Source organism: Glutamicibacter sp. NPDC087673, assembly GCF_044743255.1.
Classification (GTDB): Bacteria; Actinomycetota; Actinomycetes; order Actinomycetales; family Micrococcaceae; genus Glutamicibacter.
In genome coordinates this window covers 137343-157696 of sequence record NZ_JBIUWB010000006.1, presented here as the reverse complement: position 1 = coordinate 157696, position 20354 = coordinate 137343, and the positions used below count along the sequence as shown (strand labels likewise).

At 63.3% G+C, this 20354-nt stretch carries 19 protein-coding genes and 1 pseudogene; 5 read left to right on the top strand and 15 right to left on the bottom strand.

Going from position 1 to position 20354, the window contains the following annotated elements; genetic code table 11:
- Positions 1 to 49 precede the first annotated feature (49 nt).
- The gene (locus tag ACIOTL_RS15030) at positions 50 to 3142 is read right to left on the bottom strand and encodes an AAA family ATPase (protein ID WP_400343309.1); all 3093 of its coding nucleotides are present in this window, start codon (positions 3140 to 3142) and stop codon (positions 50 to 52) included.
- Positions 3139 to 4305 (bottom strand): exonuclease SbcCD subunit D, encoded by a 1167-nt coding sequence (locus ACIOTL_RS15025; protein ID WP_400343307.1) that lies wholly within the window; start codon positions 4303 to 4305, stop codon positions 3139 to 3141. The genes ACIOTL_RS15030 and ACIOTL_RS15025 overlap by 4 nt, the downstream gene beginning before the upstream one ends.
- Positions 4306 to 4356: 51 nt before the next feature.
- On the opposite strand from ACIOTL_RS15025, the gene ACIOTL_RS15020 reads away from it, so the two are divergent.
- On the top strand, positions 4357 to 5295 hold the full coding sequence (locus ACIOTL_RS15020; protein WP_400343306.1) for a hypothetical protein: 939 nt from the start codon (positions 4357 to 4359) through the stop codon (positions 5293 to 5295).
- Between the two features lie 77 nt (positions 5296 to 5372).
- On the opposite strand, the gene ACIOTL_RS15015 is transcribed toward ACIOTL_RS15020, so the two are convergent.
- The 5 genes from ACIOTL_RS15015 to ACIOTL_RS14995 form a co-directional block, all read right to left on the bottom strand.
- Positions 5373 to 6374, bottom strand: a complete 1002-nt coding sequence (locus ACIOTL_RS15015; protein ID WP_105658459.1) for an exonuclease domain-containing protein — start codon at positions 6372 to 6374, stop codon at positions 5373 to 5375.
- 227 nt (positions 6375 to 6601) lie between these two features.
- A complete protein-coding gene (locus tag ACIOTL_RS15010; protein ID WP_400343304.1) occupies positions 6602 to 7099 on the bottom strand; it encodes a polyketide cyclase in 498 nt (165 codons plus the stop codon).
- Between the two features lie 189 nt (positions 7100 to 7288).
- Positions 7289 to 7984, bottom strand: coding sequence for a hypothetical protein (locus ACIOTL_RS15005; RefSeq protein ID WP_105658437.1), 696 nt, complete (start codon positions 7982 to 7984; stop codon positions 7289 to 7291).
- A complete protein-coding gene (locus tag ACIOTL_RS15000; RefSeq protein WP_105662601.1) occupies positions 7981 to 8898 on the bottom strand; it encodes an ABC transporter ATP-binding protein in 918 nt (305 codons plus the stop codon). The genes ACIOTL_RS15005 and ACIOTL_RS15000 overlap by 4 nt, the downstream gene beginning before the upstream one ends.
- Before the next feature lie 29 nt (positions 8899 to 8927).
- Entirely contained in the window at positions 8928 to 9287 is a 360-nt protein-coding gene (locus ACIOTL_RS14995) for a GntR family transcriptional regulator (RefSeq protein WP_181148913.1), read from the bottom strand.
- Positions 9288 to 9670: 383 nt separating this feature from the next.
- Between ACIOTL_RS14995 and ACIOTL_RS14990 the strand changes: the two genes are divergently transcribed.
- On the top strand, positions 9671 to 10798 hold the full coding sequence (locus tag ACIOTL_RS14990) for an HNH endonuclease (protein WP_400343301.1): 1128 nt from the start codon (positions 9671 to 9673) through the stop codon (positions 10796 to 10798).
- A gap of 66 nt (positions 10799 to 10864) precedes the next feature.
- Here ACIOTL_RS14990 and rdgB read toward each other — a convergent pair whose 3' ends face one another.
- From rdgB to ACIOTL_RS14975, 3 genes are all read right to left on the bottom strand, one after another.
- A complete protein-coding gene (gene rdgB, locus ACIOTL_RS14985; RefSeq protein WP_105658434.1) occupies positions 10865 to 11497 on the bottom strand; it encodes an RdgB/HAM1 family non-canonical purine NTP pyrophosphatase in 633 nt (210 codons plus the stop codon).
- On the bottom strand, positions 11494 to 12228 hold the full coding sequence (rph, locus tag ACIOTL_RS14980; RefSeq protein WP_105662598.1) for a ribonuclease PH: 735 nt from the start codon (positions 12226 to 12228) through the stop codon (positions 11494 to 11496). Before rph ends, rdgB begins: the two co-directional genes overlap by 4 nt.
- Positions 12229 to 12317: 89 nt before the next feature.
- A complete protein-coding gene (locus tag ACIOTL_RS14975) occupies positions 12318 to 12974 on the bottom strand; it encodes a transcriptional regulator (protein ID WP_332595123.1) in 657 nt (218 codons plus the stop codon).
- Between the two features lie 88 nt (positions 12975 to 13062).
- Here ACIOTL_RS14975 and ACIOTL_RS14970 point away from each other — a divergent pair, with 88 nt between their 5' ends.
- Positions 13063 to 13527, top strand: coding sequence for a hypothetical protein (locus ACIOTL_RS14970; protein WP_286134697.1), 465 nt, complete (start codon positions 13063 to 13065; stop codon positions 13525 to 13527).
- A 228-nt stretch (positions 13528 to 13755) separates the two neighbouring features.
- Here the strand turns inward: ACIOTL_RS14970 and ACIOTL_RS14965 are convergent.
- The 4 genes and pseudogenes from ACIOTL_RS14965 to clpS all read right to left on the bottom strand — a co-directional run.
- Positions 13756 to 14550 (bottom strand): annotated as a pseudogene (locus tag ACIOTL_RS14965) (MBL fold metallo-hydrolase); the annotation flags it as partial.
- Positions 14547 to 15470: a glutamate racemase gene (gene murI, locus ACIOTL_RS14960; RefSeq protein WP_105662596.1), complete on the bottom strand. Its 924-nt coding sequence runs from the start codon at positions 15468 to 15470 to the stop codon at positions 14547 to 14549. The pseudogene ACIOTL_RS14965 and the gene murI, both read right to left, overlap by 4 nt.
- Before the next feature lie 3 nt (positions 15471 to 15473).
- On the bottom strand, positions 15474 to 16052 hold the full coding sequence (locus ACIOTL_RS14955) for a DUF2017 domain-containing protein (RefSeq protein ID WP_105662595.1): 579 nt from the start codon (positions 16050 to 16052) through the stop codon (positions 15474 to 15476).
- Positions 16053 to 16054: 2 nt separating this feature from the next.
- Positions 16055 to 16339, bottom strand: coding sequence for an ATP-dependent Clp protease adapter ClpS (gene clpS, locus ACIOTL_RS14950; protein ID WP_105658428.1), 285 nt, complete (start codon positions 16337 to 16339; stop codon positions 16055 to 16057).
- A gap of 142 nt (positions 16340 to 16481) precedes the next feature.
- On the opposite strand from clpS, the gene ACIOTL_RS14945 reads away from it, so the two are divergent.
- The gene (locus tag ACIOTL_RS14945) at positions 16482 to 17780 is read left to right on the top strand and encodes a nicotinate phosphoribosyltransferase (protein ID WP_400343299.1); all 1299 of its coding nucleotides are present in this window, start codon (positions 16482 to 16484) and stop codon (positions 17778 to 17780) included.
- A gap of 104 nt (positions 17781 to 17884) precedes the next feature.
- The gene (locus ACIOTL_RS14940) at positions 17885 to 18478 is read left to right on the top strand and encodes an isochorismatase family protein (protein ID WP_105658426.1); all 594 of its coding nucleotides are present in this window, start codon (positions 17885 to 17887) and stop codon (positions 18476 to 18478) included.
- Positions 18479 to 18556: 78 nt separating this feature from the next.
- On the opposite strand, the gene ACIOTL_RS14935 is transcribed toward ACIOTL_RS14940, so the two are convergent.
- Positions 18557 to 20323 (bottom strand): DEAD/DEAH box helicase, encoded by a 1767-nt coding sequence (locus ACIOTL_RS14935; RefSeq protein WP_105658425.1) that lies wholly within the window; start codon positions 20321 to 20323, stop codon positions 18557 to 18559.
- Between the last annotated feature and the right edge of the window lie 31 nt (positions 20324 to 20354).

The following is a 20354-nucleotide window of genomic DNA, read 5'->3' as shown; positions in this document are numbered from 1 at the left end:
CCTGATGGCACTACTTTCAAGATAGCTACTGCCCTGGGGCAAGTCCAATCTATCCAGCCAAGATCACAGTGCCATCGCGTTCAATGGTGGAACCGTGCTGGGTCTTGCTGACCGAAATCCGATTGGTGATGCGCTGCTTCATTTCTGCCACGTGGGAGACCAAGCCGATGGTGCGGCCCCCGGCACGCAAGTTTTCCAGCGCCTGCATGACTTCTTCCAGCGTCTCGGCATCCAGCGAACCGAAGCCTTCATCGACGAAGAGCGTCTGCATGTCCACTGCCCAGGAATGGTGCGAAATGACATCCGCCAGGCCCAGTGCCAGGGCCAGCGAGGCCATGAAGGTCTCGCCTCCGGAGAGCGTCTGGGTCTCCCGGCGCTTCCCGGTCCACGAATCGAGCACCTGCAGCCCCAACCCGGACTTCGAATTGCCCTGCTTGGAATCATCATGGTGCAGCGAGTAGCGGCCGCCGGACATCATGCCCAGGCGCTGCGTTGCGGCGATGGCCACTTCCTCCAGCCGGGCAGCGAGCACATAGGTGCTCAGCGTCATCTTGTAGAGGTTCTCTCCCCCGCCACGAATCACTTCAGCCAATCCGCGCAGCCGGCGGTAGGCTTCGATGACCGGGCCTGCCTCGGTCCGCTGGCGTTCAAGATCAGTGGCTGCTTGCTCGTGGCGAACGAGCTGGGTCTGCGCCAGCACTTCTTGTTCCCGCGCCGCTTCGAAGCGTTCTTCGGCGAGGGAAGAGAGCAGCTTCGCTTCGGCAATCCCTTCTTCGCTTGGCCCTTCCACACCCTGCGCGGATAATTCCTGGGCCTTGCGGCAGTCCTGCGACGCTTCAAGCGTGGCAATGGCACTGGCCAGGTCGACATCGGCACGCTGCAGCTGGCGCAGGCGCTCGCGTTCGGCGCTGTCCAGCAAGGCGGCCTCGAAGGCAGCCGGATTCTCGAAACCGGCGGCCGTGCGCTGGCTATTCCAGGTGGCCTCGGCCTTCTCCAGCGCCTCGTCCGCCTCGAGGAAACGGCGAAGGTGCCGCACCGCGCTGGCCAAGCCCTGGGACGTGGCGGACAGCTGCGCCACAAGTTCGGCCAGGTTCTCCCGGCCTTGGCGCAGCTGCTCCAGCTTGGCATCGAGTTCTGCCAGCTGGGTTTGCAGGGACTGCGCCCGCTGCTTCGCGGTGGCGTGCTCGAGTACCGCCCGGGATGCGCGCGCGTTCTGCTGCTCGGTACGCTGGCGCACCGCATCCAGCTTTGCCACGCGGGCAGCGATTTCTCCTTGCTGCTTCTGCTCCCGTTCCAGTCCGGCCTGCGCCGTGGCAAGCTCCGCCCGCAGGTCCGCGACCGGGGCATCGCCAGCGGCTTCCTGCGCGGCCTGGAACTTGGCCACCAGGGTGTCGCGCGCCTGCGCGGCCCGTTGCCCGGCAGCTCTTGCCGCAGCCACCGCGGCTTCCAGCGCTTGGATCTGCTCATCGTCGATCAGCGGCGCATCGGCATCCGCCCGGGCCGGGGCGGGATGCTCTTGCGCACCGCAGACCAGGCACGGTTGCCCGTCTTCCAGCGCGGCAGCCAATCGCAAAGCGCTCTGGGCCAGCTGCTCGGTACGCAGGTCAAGCAAGGTATTGGCTACGCCTACAATCTCCAGCTCTTGTGCGCTGGACTTCTCCCGTGCGGACAGCGCCTGCTTCTCCAGGGTGTCGCGCTCGGTGGCATGCTGGATCCTGGTCTCCAGCCCCTTCACGTGTTCCTTGGCCTGCTGGACCTTGCCGCCGGCGGCTACCTGGTCGAGGTCCGCGGCTTCCAGCGCAGCACGTTCGGCCTTGAGCAAGGCAACTTCGGCTTCGGCCTGGGCACGGGTCTCTTCCTGCGCAGCGGCCAGTTCGGCGGCCTTGCGTGCCTGGCCGGCCAGGACGCCGCGGCGCTTTTCATCGTCCAGGCCCGCCTTGGCCACCGCTAGTTCTTCGGCCGCTTGCTGCGCCGGCAGGCGCAGCTGCTCCAGACCGGCAGCGTCGGCGCTGGGGTCCAGCCCCTGTTCGGTTTCAAGCCACAGCTTGCTGTCCAGCCAGGTTGCCTTGGCCTGCTCCTGGGCGACGGATGCCTCCTGGAGCTGGGCCTGGTAGGCACGCACCGCGCCTGCCTTGGCATCGCTGTCCAAGCGCTCGGCAGCCGCTGCGGCCGCTTCATGGTTCTGGGCATAGCCGGCCTGCATGCCGCGCAGCTCGGCCAGGCGCGCGAAGATCCGGCGGCGTTCCTCCAGGGCCTGCGCCTGCTCGCGGGTGCGGGTCATCTCGGTGCGCAGTTTGGCCGCTTCTAGGGCCGAGTCCCGGTGAACCGCCGCGATCCGGCGGTGATAGCCGGCGAACTGCTCGGCACTGCTCAGGTCCACCGCCGCGGCCTGTCCAGCGCCATCGGCGTCGGCGTTCGCTTCGCCGTCGGCCTCGGCGGGCTCATCGCTGGCTTCGCGGCCGGCGAGGAACGCCCGGGCAGCGGAATGGATGGCCTCTTCGCTGGCGCTCAGGCGTGCTTCCAGGCTCTCGGTTTTCTTGCGCTCTTCGGCCAGCCGGGCGGCGAATTCATCCTCGATCCGCGCATAGCCGCTGGTATCGAAGAGATTCGCCAGGAGATCTTCGCGGTCCTTGGCCTTGGCCCGCAGGAAGTCCGCAAAGCCGCCCTGCGGCAGCATGACTACCTTGGTGAACTGCTCGCGGTCCAGACCCAGCAGGCTGCCCAGGACGTGGCCCACCTCGTCGTTGCGGGTGGACAGTTCCTTCCAGCCCGAACCGGTGAACTCGCGCAGGAAGCTGGCGGCCTTCTGCTCGGTGGTCTTGTTCTTGCCGCGCTTGGACGGGCGCATCCAGGCCGGCGAACGGGTGACCTCGAAGCGCCGGTCGCCGATGGTCAGCTCGCAGACCACTTCCGGAGCCAAACCGGCCGGGGCATGGTCCGAACGGATCTGCCGGCTGCCGGCGCGGCTTCCGGGCAACGCACCGTACAGGGCGTAGCAGATCGCATCCAGGATGCTGGACTTGCCGGCACCGGTGGGGCCATCAAGCAGAAACAGCCCGCCTTCGGCCAATTCATCGAAGTCGATCTCTTCGGTGCCTGCGAAGGGCCCGAACGCCTGGATCTGGAGTTTGTGGATTCTCACTGGCTGGCCTGTGTCTCTCGGGTGGCTTGGATGACGGCGCCGATGACTTCCCGTTCCAGTTCATCGGCCGCGCGTTCGCGGACATGTTCCATGAAGTCCCCCACCACTTGTTCGGTGCTGGCGGCCTTGGCCATGCGCTCGGCATAGCTCGCCGGCTTGGCATCCCCGCCGGCGTGATCGGGGGCGAAATTCAGCACCACGGTGTCGGGGAAACGGGTTCGAATCGTTGCCATCGCGTCGGCGGGGCGTTCGCTATCGGTCAGCGTGACCTGGCACCATGCATTGGCGGCGGATTCCAGTTCCGGATCCGCCAGGAGCTCAGCGAGCTTGCCCTTGAGGATGGCCAATTTCTTCGGCACCGGAAGCAGGATTTCCTGCACGGACTCTATGCCCCGGGCGTTGGTGTCGATCAGCCAGACGCCCTTGCGCTGCGTTGCCTCGGAGAAGGAGTATGCCAGCGGAGAGCCCGAATAGCGCACGTGCTCCTTGACCTTCTGCCGTCCATGCAGGTGCCCCAGCGCCGAGTAGTCGAAGCGCTCGAAAAGCTCTGCCGGAACCACGTCGAGGTTGCCGGTGCTCAGCTCGCGTTCGGAGTCGCTGCCGTAGCCGCCGGCGGCGAACAGGTGGGCCATCGCGATGGAAACTACCGGTTTTTCCCCTGCCCGCAGTTGCGCAAGATCTTCTTCGATCTGCGCGATGGCCGCACGGACCACCGCTTCGTGGCTGGCCTTTTCCACGCCCAGGCGTTCCATCACCATGCGCGGTTCCAGGTACGGGATGCCGTAGATGGCCACCCGGTGATCGCCGGCATCGTGGATAACCGGCAGCAGCATGCGCTGGAGGTCGGCGATGATGTGCACCCCGGCGCTGTCCAGGAGCTCTGCGCCGAAGCCCAGACGGGAGGCCGAGTCGTGGTTGCCGCTGGTGACCACGACGGCGGCCCCGGTGGCGCGCAGCTCGCGCAGCACCCAGTTGCACAACTGGACGGCATCCACATGCGGCAGCGCGCGGTCGTAGATGTCACCGGAAATCAGCACCGCATCAACCTGCTGATTAATCGTGATATCGATGATTTCCTGCAGCACTGCGCGCTGCGCTTCGATCAGGGAGGCCCCGTGGAAGGTCCGTCCCAAATGCCAGTCCGAGGTGTGAAGCAATCGCATGTGTCCAACCTTATGCAATGCCGCGGACAACTTGGACATTAGAATGGTGATGTGAATGAAACCGGTGAAACTGCACTCCTGCCAGAGAACTACTCAGACAAGGTGTTTGCGATCCTCCTCGGCCTAGCCGATGGCGCAACCCACGCCCGTGACGAAATTGACCCCGGGGCCACCGAAATCCTCCCGCTCTACCTGGCCGACGGCCTGCTGGAAGCGCTGGAATGGGCCAACGACGGTGTCGCCAGCGACGAAGCGGCCTGCATGTGGCTTGCGGCCCTGCGCGGCTACAGCAAGATCGCCGGCTCCTTCCCGGAACGCGCCCCGCAACCGCTGGGCCGCTGGATCGACAAGGAATTCGCCAGCGTCGAGATCTTCGAGAAGACCCTGGACGGCGATCCGCAGAACCTCGCCGGCCTGGACAGCCCCGACATGGGACAGCCGGGGCGTCCCACCGGCGCTGGCGCCGACTCCACCGGCGTGCTGCCGCGTGCCGCGATTGCCGCGCTGCTGGCTCGGGTCCCTGTGGGCACCACCGAGACCCTGGCCCGTTCGGCCGCCTTCCTGACCCACGACGACCAGGCGGCCAAGACCGCCATTGCCGCGGCGAAGATCATCCGCTCGGCCATGGAACGCTCCGAGGCCGCCACCGGCGAATGGGCCGAGCTGCTCGTTGGCCTGCAGGGCCCGTCGGCCGATGCGCTGCGCGAGGTGGCCACCAGGATCGCCGAGAACATCTCGCTGTCCCCCGAAGAGGCCTACGCGGCGTACTTCGGCGAGCATGCCGCCGAGCAAGACGCGGAATCGGACATCGAGGCCGCCCCGGCGGCAACCGCCGAAGAAGAAGCTGCCCGGGATCCCGAGGTCGACGCCTACGCTGTAGCGCTGCTGGCTGCCATCTACGGCACCGAAGCCGTCGGCGAGCGCCCCGCGAGCGCACTGGATGACATCATCTCCGAGCTGCATGACCGCTGGATGGCACTGCTGGTCTAGGAACCGCCCCCAGAAAAAAATGGCAGAAGCCCGGCCGGCACAGATTCGATCTGTGCCGGCCGGGCTTCTGCGGTTTGCTAGGCGGTCAGGCCGAACCCGCCAACCATCTGCATGAACTCGCCTTCGGAGATGATGCTGACCCGCTGGCCCTTTTCGCGCAGCCGGAGTACGTGCTTGGCCTTGTTGGTCAGCCGCCCGTTGGCCAGATCCTCCGGGACGAAGCCGTCTCCGACGACCAGCGCCGTGGTGGCGCGGGTGACCCGCGAGGCGGTCTGCGCGCCGTGTTCGGCGGCCAGTTCCTTGGCCTTGGGGCGCGGCATGGACAGGTTGCCGGTGAACACCATGATCTGGCCGAACAGCGGATGGCTGGGATCCGCGTTGTCGCTCGGCTTCGGGTTCGGCCCTTCCTGCGGCCAGTTGTTGAAGGAATCCTGCGGCGGCAACGGGTTGCCTGCAGCCAGCCAGCCTTGGGCGTCGCGGGTGGCGCGGGACAGTTCGTGGCCTGGCTGCCACGGCTGGGTCAGGCTCAGCCGGACGCCATAGTGGTCTGCCGTCTCCAACACGGACTGCTGTCCGCTGCGCCCGGCGATATCGATCATTGCCCAGGCACAGGCCACAGCATCAGCCAGGGCCTCGTGGTGGTTTTCGATAGGGTGCCCGGCTTCTTCGGCAACGAACGGCAGCGAGTAGCTGGGCAGATCGTAGGCCTTGCGGGAGAGCTTGACGGTGCACAGGTGCGCAATTTCCGGTACCGGCAGTTCGCCGGCTTCGCACGCCGCGCGGATCACTCCGGAATCGAACGAAGAATTGTGGGCCACCAGCACGTCGGATCCGATGAATTCCAGCAGTTCCGGAATCCTGTCGGTCACCCGTGGCGCGGCGCTCACCATGTCGGGGGTGATGTGGTGGATCGAGACGTTGCGCGGGTCGAAGTGGTCGAAGCCTGCCGGCGGCTGCATGAGCCACTGTTCGGTTTCGACGATTTGCCCGGAGCGTACCTTGACCAGGCCCACCGAACAGGCGGAGCCGATAAAACCGTTTGCTGTCTCAAAATCTACTGCTGTGAAGTCCAATGCCACGCCCAATAGCTTACTCGCTTAATCGCTGGCACCGGCATGCGTGACATTCGCGCACCGTGCACCGCGCGGTGACCGCCGGGCGATAACGTGCCAATAATTCGCTGCAATCCGATTTTGACCTGTATCGATCAAGTTATCGGCGGCCTGGCTGGCTTGGGCGCAAGGCAGGGCATCTCACAATCATCAGCCGGCCGCATTGAGCGAGTCGAACCCTGCACGCAGGGAACTCAGTGCCCGAACAGCTCCTCGTAATACTCGCTGAGCGCCGGATAGTAATCGGCCTCGAAGTCCACGCTGTCGGCATCGGCTCCGTTCACCACGGCTGCCAGGCGGTCCAGGTAGTAGTCCCAGCCCGGCCCGACGGAGCCGGCGAGCTGCGGGTCAAGGCCCGGCATCCGGAAGACCAGGGAACTGCCCTCGCCGCAGGACTGCACCGCGAGCTCCAGCCGCCAGGCCGAGGGGCCTGTTCCAAGTTGCACCTGCAGGTGGTGCATGCGCGGATCGCAACGCAGGATTTCGACTCGTTCGGTGGGTGAACCGTCCTCGAGCAGCATCACTACGTCCACCGCGCCGCGCTCCGGGTCCCCGTGCCATGGGCCATACCAGAGCGCCAAGCACTGGGAGTCAGCCAGATAGCGCCAGATCCTGCTCGGGGATTGGGTGAACTCGCGGCGCAATTCCAGCGCTCCGTCTGCGGTTCGAATTCCGGTCGGGGAGGCGCTCATGATTTCTCTCCTGGGTTGCTCCCCTGCCGCCGCGGCACGGGCGGCTCCAGCGCCTTCACCGGCAGTCATTGAAGAATAGCAAATCGCGGTCCCGGGCCGCTGGGCGCCTTCTTGCAAAAGCAGGCACCGGTTCCCTTCCCCCAAGGGAAAGGGAACCGGTGCCCATATGCCCTGCATTTCGGACCCGGGCTAGGCGGTTGCCTTGCGCAAGGTGAGATAGGATCCTCCTGCCATCAGCAGGGCCACCAGGCCGCCCCACAGCGTGATCCCCGCGGCGGTCCAGGTCAAGGCCCAGCTCCAGAACTGGTCCCAGTAATTGCCGAAGGTGAACAAGGCGATGATTCCCAGCACCACCACACCCAGCAGGGTGAAGAAAACCACCATGCCCGTGGTGCGCCACCTCATGTAGATGGTCGCTATCAGGAAGCCGACCATGAACAGCAGCACCATCAGCACGAAGTAGAACAGGATCTGGACCAGCCAGTTGTTATCCGCAATCCATTGCAGGGCGAAGAACTGGCCGCCCATGCCCCAACCACCGGTGGCGACTTCCAGCAATCCAATCAGGTAGTAGAACACCGACAGAACCAGTGCGCAGACGGAGAACAGTGCCACGGTTCCCAGATAGAAGGTACGCCGCGAAATGCTCATGGCCATGGAGAACGGGAAAGTCAGCGTCAGCGCCTGGATGCCCAGGGCCAAGAAGTACCACATCGGCGCTTGGGCGCCACCGCTGTACAGCCCTTCGTCGCTGCCGTTGCGCCGGACCAGCCACCAGATGGCCAGTGTGAAGAGGAACGATCCACCCAGGATTATCAGCGGGATTCCAATGAAAGTGGCTTTGTTGATCAGTTGCATGCGGGCGACTTTGATGATGCGGTTCATTTTCTTGCCTCCGTCCGTTCGTCGATCCCTGTTTCGGTGGTGCTGCTCAAGGCGCTGCGGACTACCAGTTGCTGCAGCGACACCGGACTCAGGTCCAGGCCCATGAGCTTCGCTTGTTCGCGCTGCTCCGAATCCAGCTTGGCCTTGATGGTGACGCTGGCCAGGGCGCCGAGTGCATCACGATGGATTATCTGCGCGGAGCCGATGAATTCCTGGACCTTGGCGTCCTCGCCAGTTACCGTTACCGCTGTGCCGCGCAGCTCTTCGGCATCCGAGTCGATGACGATTCGCCCCTTGTCGATCACGATGACGTGTTCGAGCAGGTTGGCGACTTCATCGATCAGGTGGCTGGAGAGCACGATGGTGCGTGGATATTCCGCGAAGTCTTCGACGAGGCGGTCATAGAAGATCTGCCGCGCTACCGCGTCCAGGCCGAGGTAGGGTTCGTCGAAGAACGTGATGTCCGCCCGCGAGGCCATGCCGATGATCACGCCCACCGCGGACAGCTGCCCGCGGGAGAGCTTCTTGATCCTGCGCCTGGTCGGCAGTGCGAACGCCTCGACGAGATCCTGGGCCAGTTCCTCATCCCAGTTCTCGAAGAACAGGGCTGCGGATTTGAAGGCCTGGTGGACCTTGAAGTCATCGGGGTACTTCTGGGATTCGCGGATGAAGCAGATGCGCGAGAGCGTCGGATCATGCTCGAAGGGGGCGTGGCCGAAGATTTCGGCGGTGCCTTGGTCCGCATAGTTCTGCCCGGTCAGGATGGACATGAGCGTGGTCTTGCCGGCCCCGTTCCGTCCAAGCAGCCCGTAGATACGGTCGGGTTCCAGTTCCAGGCTGACGTTGTCGAGCGCTCGCACGTCCTTGTAGGTCTTGCTCAGCTCGCGTGTGGCGATTGCTGTCGTTCGTGGCATGTCGTTCCTCCCTGCCTAGTAGAGATGTTTCAAGAATCCGAACCGGTCTTGATCATGGCGACCAGCTCATCCAGGCCAATGCCCAGCTTGGAGGCTTCTGCGGTCAATGGGGTGATGAATTGCTGTTGGAATTTCTCGCGGCGCTGTTCTCGCAGCCGCCGCGGTGCACCTTCGGTGACGAACATGCCGATCCCCCGCTTCTTGTAGAGCAGTCCGTCTTCCACGAGCCGGTTGATTCCCTTGGCTGCTGTGGCCGGATTGATCCGGTAGAACGCTGCGAATTCATTGGTTGATGGAACTTGCGCTTCTTCTGCAAGAACACCAGAGATGATGTCGTTCTCAATCAGCTCAGCAATCTGCAAGAAGATCGGTTTTGAATCATCAATCATGCTGGCTCCTCTCCGTGCTCATTTCCACTAGGTTAGTTAGTGGGTTAGTTACTCATGTAACTAACCATAGAACCTAGTTCGGTTCTGTGCAATAGCGGGGCGGCAAAATATCCACGGAAAATCCGGTACCCCAAACTGTCCGCCTCGCTATCTATGCTGGGAACTGTCGACGGGGCTGCCTGGAACGGGCACCGGCGATGGTGCGTTCAGCGTGGTGAGCACGGAAATGGAGCTGCAGACCGAGACAACGCATGGCGCAACCCGAAACCGGGAAGGGCTGGCGATGGCTACGAATAATTTGCAGTATCTGGCCCAGGAAAATAGTGATCGCACGCTGGGCAATGACCGCAATCCACGGATTGCAGGCCTTTATGGGAGGGACCATGCAAGAACTTTTCAATCGCCTTGAGGCTCCGGATCCGCTTCTCGGAGCATTGGATCGCCAGATCCTGCTCGGGCTGTACAAGGTGCTTTTCCCCGAATCCACCGGTGAAGAAATGGCCCGCGCTACCCGGCGCGAGCTGATCGCCAGAATCCAGGACTCGCGCGCTGGCACCATGCAGCGTCCCGGCCGCAATATCCTGGACTACCCCTTGCGCCGCCCGAACCAAGCGGCATTGAATCGCGCACTGCTCACCGGCACGAAGGGCCAGCCGGTATATTGGTGCCGCCAGGCAAATGCACTGGCTTCCGCGGCGGCCCCGGGGCAGGAGAACGAGTCATTCCGCTGGAATTTGGAGGAACCCCTGCGGGCAGGCGATCTCGTCCTGACGGCATTGGAGGGCACTCCAGCGTTGATTGCCAGCCTTGAAATCACCGAAGCGGATGAGGCGGAGCGGCTCACCTTCACCAATTTGGCGACCTTCACCGACCCGATCTCCGTGGCTGAGCTCGAGTCCATGATCGGCGCAGAACTTCCAGGACGCTCGCAGTATTTGGCAGATTCCCTTGCCCAGAAGCTTCTGGGCAGCATCGGGGATCTTCTCGAACGCCCCCGCCCGATATTCGTCACCGCCGGACCTTGCACTCCCTCGCAGCCTGCGAAGGCCAATGAGGTGCTGGGCGTAGTGGCCATCCTCCAGAAGGCTTCACCGTATGAACCGCTTGCTTGCGAAATCTGCGATCGGGATATTTCTGCCAGGCCCGAGGTCCACCTGCCGCAGAGCCATCACAACGGCCTGCGTTGGGAGATCCAGGACCATGCCGATGAGGTGGTGCTGCTTTGCCGTGGCTGCCACGACATGGCCCACCAGCCAACCCTGGAACAGCTCCGGAAGTTCGCGAAGCCTGCCTGCCCGGAATGCGGGGAACGCAATCCGCTGAAGATCATCTGGGGAATGCCAAGCTTCATGCCCGATGACGACGAGTACGTCACCGCTGGCTGCATGATGCCTGTGGGGCCTCCCGCACAGTGGCAGTGCCGCGCATGCGAAACCCAATACCTGGTGACCGAGTTCGACGAGCGGCCCTACCTGGCCCTGGCACGGTCCGGCGAGAACTTCCCGCACTAGCGCAAGAACGCCAGCAAATCCGTTTCAGGATTTGCTGGCGTTCTTGTTCTATCCAGGACTTGGAGGCTACTTGGCCAAGGCCTTGGTGACCTCGTCGATGATGCTGGGCAGCAACGCGGCGAAGGCGCGAGCCCGGTGCGAGATCGCGTTCTTCTCCTCTGGAGTGTGCTGGGCCATGGACTTGCCGGCACCGGCCGGTTCGAAGATCGGATCATAGCCGAACCCATGCTCGCCGGCACGCTCGGTGCGCAGCACGCCTTCGACCTTGCCCAGTTCCACGTGCTCGGCACCCTCTGGGGTAGCCAGTGCCGCGGCGCAGACGAACTGCGCTGCGCGGTGCTCGGCAGCAATATCGCCGAGCTGCCCGAGCAGCAGATCGATATTCGCTTCGTCATTGCCGTGCACCCCGGACCAGCGCGCCGAGAAGATTCCCGGCGCTCCCCCGAGCACATCCACGCTCAAACCGGAATCATCGGCCAGCGCCACCAGGCCGGTGGATGCCGAGATCTCGCGGGCCTTTTTCAGCGCATTGCCCTGGAAGGTGACCTGGTCTTCAACCGGATCGGCAGCCCCAGCGGTGGCGGCGTCGATGACCTGGCTGTCAACATCCAAGCCCGGCACCTGCCCGCGCAGCAATTCGCGCAATTCGCGCAGCTTGCCCTGGTTGCGCGAGGCAAGCACCAGTACCGGCTTGCTCATTTGGTGCTGCTCAGGGTTTCACGCTGGATCTCGGCCAGCTCGTTGGTACCGCCAAGGGCCAGGTCCAGCAGGGCATCCAGCTCCTCGCGCTTGAATGGAACCCCTTCGGCGGTGCCCTGGACCTCGACGAAGTCGCCGGATCCGGTGACCACGACGTTCATGTCGGTCTCGGCGCGAACATCTTCCTCGTAGGGCAGGTCCAGCATCGGGGTGCCATCGATGATGCCCACCGAGATCGCGGCGACCGAGTCGGTGAGCACCTTGGCGTTGGCCTTCACGATGCCCTGCGAACGGGCCCAGGAAATTGCTTCTGCCAGTGCCACGTAGGCACCGGTGATGGCGGCAGTGCGGGTGCCGCCGTCGGCCTGCAGGACGTCGCAGTCCAGCACGATGGTGTTTTCGCCCAGGGCCTTGGTGTCCACGACGGCACGCAGCGAGCGGCCGATCAGGCGGGAAATCTCATGGGTGCGGCCCGAGAGCTTACCCCTGACCGATTCGCGGGAGTTGCGGGTGTTGGTAGCACGTGGGAGCATCGCGTATTCAGCGGTGACCCAGCCGGTGCCTTCGCCCTTGAGCCAGCGTGGCACGCCCTCGGTGAAGGACGCGGTGCACAGCACGCGGGTGTTGCCGAATTCGATCAGCGCCGAGCCTTCGGCCTGAGCGGACCAGCCACGGGTGATGGTAATGTCTCGAAGTTGCGCGGCTCCTCGGCCGTCAGCGCGTAAAGTCATGCTTCCATCCTAACCACGCGCACCGCGCGATCTGTACGGGTGAACCCGCGAGTTACGGTGAAATGCACCTCGTGGCGCATCCTTGGCAGCTACTGAGGATGCACCACAACGCAGCATCGCCCGGGACGCGGGCTCAGCTCGGCCCGGCTGCAATCCAACTGGCACCCCTCCAAGACGCCTGAAACCAGTTCATAGTTCATGGAGCAGACCAGTTCGGTCTGCTGCTGCGCGACCAGATGGAAGGGGCAGTTCCCCATGGAGATCTCTCCTCGCTCGTCTGCTTCAGGCGCATAGCCCAGCTCGTCCAGCAGCGGCACGAGCCCGTCACCGGCCTGCCCCAGATTCTGCCCCTCGCCTCGTGCCGCCTGACGCAGCGCCTGGAGCACAACCCCCGAGGCATCGGCACTGGCCGCGTTGGCCAGCAAGCTGCCCAAGAGGCGGTAATTGCGCGCTGGCAAGCTCACGGAGACTTCCTCTTGGGCGAGCGCGTAAAGTTTCGCGGTGCGCCCGGCCCCCGGACCGTTTTTGCCCTCCGGCCGCGCGAAAGTCACCGCCAGCATTCCTGCGCTTGCCAGCCGGTCCAGATGGTAGGCGGCCAGGGTCCGGCTGATTCCTGCGGCCTTGGATGCCGCGTCGCGTCCTGCCGGTTGCGGGCTTTGCGAAATGAATTCGAACAGTCGCCGCCGAACCGGATCGTTGAGCGATTTGAGGACCGCATCTTGTTGCAAGCTCAGTTTTGTCGACATGCCAGAATTCTATCAACAATGGATATTGACAAATAGGCCCGAGAGGCGAATTCTGGGTATACGTTCAAACCTTTGGAGGGTGATCGCCATGAGCGCCTCATGGAGCGAGAAGCATCCGGTCTCGCACATACGGGCAACAACAGCTGCACGAGTCAACACCGACCCGTCGTTGAGCGCATTCTGGATCCTGCGCATTGGATTTGTCGTCCTGCCCCTGCTGATGGGACTGGACAAGTTCGCGAACGTCATGACCTACTGGCCGGAATACCTGGCCCCGTGGATCATTGACATCATGCCGTTCTCCGCGCAAACCGCCATGCATTTCGTTGGCGTGGTGGAACTGGTTGCCGCCGCATCGATGATCATCAAGCCGCGCTACGCGAGCTATGTGCTGTCACTGTGGCTGCTGGGCATCATCGTCAATCTGGTCTCGATGGGCGTCTTCCTCGATGTCGCCCTGCGCGACGTGGGACTGCTGGTCGCCGCATTGGCCCTGACCCGACTGGCCAGCAAATACGACAAGCCCTGGGGTGCCAAGCACGGCGCCGGCTAGGCTGCTTCCGGGAACGCGAAAAGCACCGGCGCAGAGGATATTTCTTCCTGTCCGCCAGTGCTTTTCTCCGGTTCCGCGTGCCTACTTCTTGCGTTTGAGCAAGGGGAACTTGCGGGTCTTCTCGTACTTGATGGTCGGCATGGTGCCTGTACGGGTCTTCAGGTAGTCGGTACCGCGCTCCCCCTTGAACAGGGCCGGGTCCTTGTCTTCCTTCAGGCTGCCGGAGTACACGCCGTAAGTCACCCCGGAAACGGCAACAGCGATCCCGCCGTCGTAGGTTTCCTTGGCTTCTTCGACTACCTTGTTGATGTCGGTCCATACCGGAATGTGCGTCAGCAGCATGCGCTCGGCACCGGCCGCGGTCGCCATCTCGCCAGCACGCTTGCCCGTCAGGTGCACGCCGTCGATATGGTCATCGCGGCCCTCTTCGAAGGCCGCTTCGCACAGGAACATGTCAGCGCCGCGGGCTGCCTCAACCAGGCCATCGCAGCTGTCGGTGTCCCCGGAATAGGTCAGCACGCTGGTCAGCAACTCGCCATCGGGGCCCGGCTCATGCGCTTCCACGCGCAGCGCATAGGCTTCCTTGATCGGGTGGCGCACCGGGTAGGGAGTGATGGTGAAGGGACCGATGTTCACCGGCTGCAAGGATTTCCAGACCTGGAAGTCGTAGTCCTTGGCCATGGTGTCGCCATCGGGCAGGGAGTAGGCCGTTTCAATGCGTTCGGCAGTATCTTCCGGACCGTGCACCAGCATCCGGTCCCGGCCCCAGCCCGTCGGGTCCCAGCGAATCGCCACATGCAAACCGCAAAGGTCCATGCAGTGATCGGGATGCAGATGGGAAATCATGATCCCGTCAATGTCTTTTAAATCGGTGTAACGCTGAAGCACGCCCAACGCGCCGGAGCCCAGATCCAGCAGGATCTTCCAGTCGCGCGTGCCATCAAAGGCCGACACCAGGTAGCAGGAAGCGGGCGATCCCGGCCCTGGGAATGACCCGGTGCATCCAATGATGGTCAGCTTCATTCGTTACTCGCTTTCGACGCGGCAATCATCTGCGGGGTAATCCGCGAAATAGCTCCGGTCGGATAGTGGGCGGCTACATGGTCCACGTGGCGCACCTGCAGCACCTCGGGTCCGAGGAATCGGCGAGCCAGTACACCAAAGCTATCAGCGTTGCCTGTGGCTAGGAACTCATGACGCGCCGCGGCGCCGTCGTTGCGCACCAGGGCATGGCGGGTCAACGCCCGGAAAACGTCCTTTGCCGTTTCCTCGGCACTCGAAACCAAGCTGACCGAATCCCCCATGACATAGGAGATCACGCCGGTCAGCAACGGATAGTGCGTGCATCCCAGAACCAGGGTGTCTACATCGGCGGCCTGCAGCGGCGCCAGGTATTCCTGCGCGATCTCCAGCAGCTCGGCACCGGCGGTAATGCCGGACTCCACGAACTCCACGAAGCGCGGGCAGGCCACGGTGGAGACCTGCAAGTTCGGCGCGGCCGCAAAGGCGTCCTCGTAGGCGCGTGAACCAACAGTCGCCTGGGTGCCGATGATGCCGATCTTGCCATTCTTCGTGCCGGCTACCGCACGGCGCACCGCCGGCTGGATGACTTCGACGACCGGGATGCCATAGCGCGCGGTATAGCGCTCGCGAGCATCGCGCAGCACTGCGGCAGAGGCCGAATTGCAGGCAATCACCAGCAGCTTCACGCCACCATCGACCAGCTCATCCATCACCCCTAGCGCATTGGCCCGAACCTGGGCAATGGGCAGCGGGCCATAGGGAGAGTTGGCGGTATCCCCCACATAGATCAGCGATTCGCCCGGCAGCTGGTCAATGATCGCGCGGGCCACGGTCAGCCCGCCAACGCCCGAGTCGAAAATGCCGATGGGGGTATTGGCCTCCGGGGCCGAGACCTGCCCGGTAGCAAAGTAGGAATTCATGGATTAGAACTCCGCATCCATCAGTGCAGCCATCAGGGTATCGAGGACCCATGAAATCAGGTTGTACACCAAGGACATGTATTCGTCCGGGGTGTTCACCTCGGATGCATCGAGCACCTCTGCGACCCGGGCCGAATCCTCTTCACTGCGGATTTCCAGGCGCTCTGCGAGCACCAGGCGCACGTCGTTCAGCGCTTGGGCAAAACGCGTCGCGGTGTCCTTGTCCAAGACCAGCTTTTCGGTGTCCAGCAGCATCTGGGCCTCGCGCAGGCGGCCAACCTTTTGCGCGATCAGGTCGGCTTCGGTCAGCCGGCGATGCTCCGCGGCGGCCACTGCGTCATCGCTGGCATCCGGCAGCAGCCTGGCCAGCGCTGGATCGGAAACCGGCGGCAGGTCCATGGACTCGGGCCGCATGCCGGTCAGGGCGTAAAGCGGATCAACATCTTCGGGCAGCTGGTGCAGCTGCGCACGCTCCTCGAGCATTCCAATGACATCGCCGAAGAGTTCGCGGATCAGTTTTCGTTCTGCGGAGTGCAGTGTTCCGGTAATGCCCTTGGAACCGTTCTTGAAGGCCTTCGCCACGTTCAGGCTCCCTGGGTCATCGTTGCGTTCAGGCCGAATCCGTGCATTGCCTGCACATCGGATTCGATAGCTTCGCGGCTGCCGCTGCGCACCGTGCAGAAGCCGTCATGGTGCACCTGCAGCATGAGCTTCTCGGCTTTTTCCGCGCTGAAACCAAAGTAGGAACGGAACACGTAGGATACGTAGCTCATCAAGTTCACTGGATCATTCCACACGACCAAGCGCCAGGGCTTGTCTTGGGATACCAGGGTTTCAAATTCGGAAAGTACATCGGGCATTGCGGTCATGGCTTCCATTTTACGCTTGGAAGCTGAACGCAACACCGGACACGGCAAATATCACCTTGAGCGTGAGCCGTTATACAGTAAAACCGGTCTGCTTTCCCAAGCAGCACCGTATAAGGCCTTTTCCGATCATCAGGAGCGTCACATGCGCACCAGTCTCTTCACCGACCACTATGAGCTGACCATGCTCCAAGCAGCGCTGGGATCCGGTGCAGCTCACCGCCCGTCTGTCTTCGAGGCATTCGCTCGCCGCTTGCCCGAGGGCCGGCGCTATGGCGTGGTCGCAGGTACTGGTCGCGTGCTCGAAGGGTTGGCAAACTTCCGCTTCGATGACGAACAGCTGCGTTGCCTCAGCGACAACAAGGTAGTCAACGCGGAAACCATCAAATACCTGGAGAACTTCCGCTTCACCGGCAGCATCTCCGGCTACGCCGAGGGCGAGTTGTACTTCCCGAATTCGCCGCTGCTGACCGTGGAGTCGACTTTCGCTGAAGCCTGCGTTATCGAGACTTTCCTGCTCTCGGTCATGAACCATGATTCGGCCATCGCTTCGGCGGCATCGCGAATGATCGCCTCGGCCGGCGAACGCCCATGTATCGAGATGGGCTCGCGCCGCACCCATGAGGAATCAGCAGTGGCTGCCGCGCGGGCCGCCATGATTGCCGGATTCACTTCAACGTCCAATTTGGAAGCCGGTGCCCGCTATGGCTTGAAGACCGTTGGCACTTCGGCCCACTCGTTCACCCTGCTTCACGACACCGAGCGCGCCGCCTTCGAAGCGCAGGTTGCCTCGCTGGGCAAGGACACCATCTTGCTGGTGGATACCTACGACGTGGAGAAGGGCGTACGCACCGCGGTTGAAGTTGCGGGTCCGGAACTAGGCGGAGTCCGGCTGGACTCGGGCGACCTGGTGCAGCAGGCAGGCTGGGTTCGCGAGCTGCTTGATGACCTGGGCAACTGGAACACCAAGATCACCGTGACCTCGGACCTCGACGAGTACGCGATCGCCGCCCTGGCCAGCGCCCCGGTTGACGCCTATGGCGTCGGCACGGCATTGGTCACCGGCTCCGGCCATCCGACCGCGTCGATGGTTTACAAGCTGGTTGCCCGCCAAGACGATTCGGGGCAATGGATTCCGGTCGCCAAGGCCGCGGCGAACAAGGCCAGCGTGGGCGGGCGCAAGTACGCGGTGCGCCAGCTCAATGAACGCAACCGCGCTGTCGCTGAAATCGTCTCCACTTCCGAGTACACCACCGGCGGCCCCGAGCGGGATCTGGTGGTCCCGTTGGTGCGCCATGGCGAGATCGATCAGGCGTACGTGGGTGCAGCTGGCGTCAAGCTCGCCACCGAGCGCCACTTCGCATCGGTCCAGGAACTGCCAGGCGTGGCACGCAAGATGCAGCGTGGCGAACCGGTCATCCCGACCGTCATGATCCAGGACTAGTCGAACACACGAAAATCCCAGCTGCGGGACGTAGGATCCAGATTCAAGGATCCTGCGGTCCGCAGTTTTCCAATCTCTACACTTCCCCCAGCCAGGAGGCAGCGATGAGCAGAGCCCTGTTGATCATTGATGTCCAACCCGACTTCTGCGAAGGCGGAGCCCTGGCCGTGACCGGCGGCAACGCCGTCGCAACGGCCATTGCCGCGGATATTGCCGAACGCCGCGATGCCTACTCGGCAATCGTCACCACCCAGGATTGGCATATCGAGCCCGGGAATCATTTCTCGGAAACCCCCGACTTCATTGATTCCTGGCCGGTGCACTGTGTCGCCGGAACATCTGGCGCCGCCCTGCATCCGCAGCTCGCCGAGGTGCCCCTGGATGCGCACTTCGCCAAGGGGCGCTTCACCGCAGCCTATTCGGGTTTCGAAGCCAGAGTGCTGGATCCATCGGCTGACCAGGCTGATGAAAGCGGAGAACTGCTAGGTCCATGGCTCAAGGCCAGAGGCATTGACTCTGTAGATGTCGTAGGGCTCGCCGCGGATCATTGCGTAAAGGCGACCGCCTTCGATGCAGCTGAAGCAGGATTCACCACGACCATCATTTCTCCGCTGACCGCAGCAGTCTCGCCGGAGAATCTGCCGGCGATACGCGAGGAACTGAGGGCAGCCGGGGTAACGGTGATTTCGCTGGGTTGATGATCCCCCGAAAAGCAGAAACGGCTTTGCTCCTGACTGAATTTTCCGGTCAGGGGCAAAGCCGTTCTCTCGTGGAACCTATTTTCGCCCGACGAACCAGTCCTGCAGCTTGTCAATGCGCGCCTGCAGCTGGTCAGCAGTAGCCTGCGGCACGGCAGGCCCGCCGCAGACGCTGCGCAGCTTGTTGTGGATCTGCCCGTGCGGGGTGCCGGTGCGGGCGGCCCATGCCGAGACGTTCTTCGACAGCTTGGTGCGCAGCTCCATCATGCGGCGGTGGTCCGAGACCGGCTCGGGCTTGGTGCCGCCCTTGGAAATCTGCTTGTTCTGCTGCTTGCGCAGCAGCTCGGAAACCTGTTCGGTATCCAGCAGGCCCGGGATCCCCAGGAAGCCGAGTTCTTCTTCACTGCCGATGTCGGCGCCGGTACCGAATTCGCCGCCGTCGAAGAGCACGCGGTCAAAGGAGGCCTGCGAGTTCAGCGCCTCGAACTTGTTGCGCGTCAGCTCGTCGCTGGCCTTGTCTTCCTTGTTCGCCGCTTCCAGCAGCGAATCGTCCAGCCCGTCTTCGTCCTTGGAACCTTCACGGTCCAAGGCGTGGTCGCGTTCGACTTCCATCTCGTTGGCCAAGGCCATCAGGATCGGCACCGAGGGCAGGAAGACCGAAGCCACCTCGCCGCGCTTGCGGCTACGCACGAAGCGGCCGACCGCCTGGGCGAAGAACAACGGAGTGGAGGTGGACGTCGCATAAACGCCCACGCAGAGACGCGGAACGTCCACGCCTTCGGACACCATGCGCACCGCAACCATCCAGCGCGCGTCGGATTCGGAGAAATCGTCGATCTTCTGCGATGCCTTGGGGTCATCGGAAAGAATGGTGGTGACCTTCTCGCCACAGATCGCTTCGAGCTGGGCCGCGTAGCCGCGCGCGTCCTCGTGGTCCGTGGCGATGATCAGGCCGCCGGCGTCCTTCACGGTGCGGCGGACCTCCGAGAGCCGCCGGTCAGCGGCCTGCAGCACCGACGGGATCCAGTCGCCGTGCGGATCCAGCGCGGTACGCCAGGCATGGGCGGTGACATCCTTGGTGAAGCCTTCGCCGAGGTTTGCTTCCATCTCCTCGCCGCCGGAGGTACGCCAGCGCATATTGCCCGAATAGGCCATGAACAGCACCGGACGGACCACGTGGTCGGCCAGGGCGCTGCCGTAGCCGTAGGTGTAGTCCGCCTTGGAACGGCGAATGCCATCGCCCTCGTCCACATACTGCACGAAAGGAATCGGGGCCGCATCGGAACGGAATGGGGTACCGGTCAGGGCAAGCCGCCGGGTAGCCGGTTCGAATGCTTCACGAATGCCATCGCCCCAGGACAGGGCATCGCCGGCGTGGTGGACCTCATCCATGATCACCAGGGTGCGGGCATCTTCAGTTTTCGCGCGGTGCACCGCGGGCTTCAGCGAGACCTGGGCATAGGTCACCACCACGCCCATGTAGTGCGAGCCGTGCCGGCCGTCGGAGTTCTTGTAGTTCGGGTCCAGTGAGATGCCCACACGCGCCGCCGCATCCGCCCACTGCTTTTTCAGGTGGTCGGTGGGCGCGACAACGATCATGCGGTTGATCTTGCCCGAGTCGATCAGCACTTTGGCCAAGCGCAGCGCGAAGGTGGTCTTACCTGCGCCAGGGGTCGCCACCGCCATGAAGTCCTTGGGCTCCGTATCGAAGTACAGAGCCAAGGCCTCGGCCTGCCAGGCACGCAGCTTCGGCCCAGTTCCCCAAGCCGCACGTTCCGGATACGCTACCGGCAGCTTGTCTTCTAGTGGAAGCTTGTCGCCAAAATCAAAGAGTGTCTCGGTCATTTACCTTTTCCCGGCCGCGTGCATTGTGTGA

Bases quoted from the DNA above. Each gene is read 5' to 3' on its own strand.
- ACIOTL_RS15025 (WP_400343307.1), bottom strand. From the start codon at position 4,305: ATGCGATTGCTTCACACCTCGGACTGGCATTTGGGACGGACCTTCCAC.
- ACIOTL_RS15010 (WP_400343304.1), bottom strand. From the start codon at position 7,099: ATGAGCGCCTCCCCGACCGGAATTCGAACCGCAGACGGAGCGCTGGAA.
- ACIOTL_RS15005 (WP_105658437.1), bottom strand. From the start codon at position 7,984: ATGAACCGCATCATCAAAGTCGCCCGCATGCAACTGATCAACAAAGCC.
- ACIOTL_RS15000 (WP_105662601.1), bottom strand. From the start codon at position 8,898: ATGCCACGAACGACAGCAATCGCCACACGCGAGCTGAGCAAGACCTAC.
- ACIOTL_RS14995 (WP_181148913.1), bottom strand. From the start codon at position 9,287: ATGATTGATGATTCAAAACCGATCTTCTTGCAGATTGCTGAGCTGATT.
- ACIOTL_RS14990 (WP_400343301.1), top strand. From the start codon at position 9,671: ATGCAAGAACTTTTCAATCGCCTTGAGGCTCCGGATCCGCTTCTCGGA.
- rdgB (WP_105658434.1), bottom strand. From the start codon at position 11,497: ATGAGCAAGCCGGTACTGGTGCTTGCCTCGCGCAACCAGGGCAAGCTG.
- rph (WP_105662598.1), bottom strand. From the start codon at position 12,228: ATGACTTTACGCGCTGACGGCCGAGGAGCCGCGCAACTTCGAGACATT.
- ACIOTL_RS14975 (WP_332595123.1), bottom strand. From the start codon at position 12,974: ATGTCGACAAAACTGAGCTTGCAACAAGATGCGGTCCTCAAATCGCTC.
- ACIOTL_RS14970 (WP_286134697.1), top strand. From the start codon at position 13,063: ATGAGCGCCTCATGGAGCGAGAAGCATCCGGTCTCGCACATACGGGCA.
- murI (WP_105662596.1), bottom strand. From the start codon at position 15,470: ATGAATTCCTACTTTGCTACCGGGCAGGTCTCGGCCCCGGAGGCCAAT.
- clpS (WP_105658428.1), bottom strand. From the start codon at position 16,339: ATGACCGCAATGCCCGATGTACTTTCCGAATTTGAAACCCTGGTATCC.
- ACIOTL_RS14945 (WP_400343299.1), top strand. From the start codon at position 16,482: ATGCGCACCAGTCTCTTCACCGACCACTATGAGCTGACCATGCTCCAA.
- ACIOTL_RS14940 (WP_105658426.1), top strand. From the start codon at position 17,885: ATGAGCAGAGCCCTGTTGATCATTGATGTCCAACCCGACTTCTGCGAA.
- ACIOTL_RS14935 (WP_105658425.1), bottom strand. From the start codon at position 20,323: ATGACCGAGACACTCTTTGATTTTGGCGACAAGCTTCCACTAGAAGAC.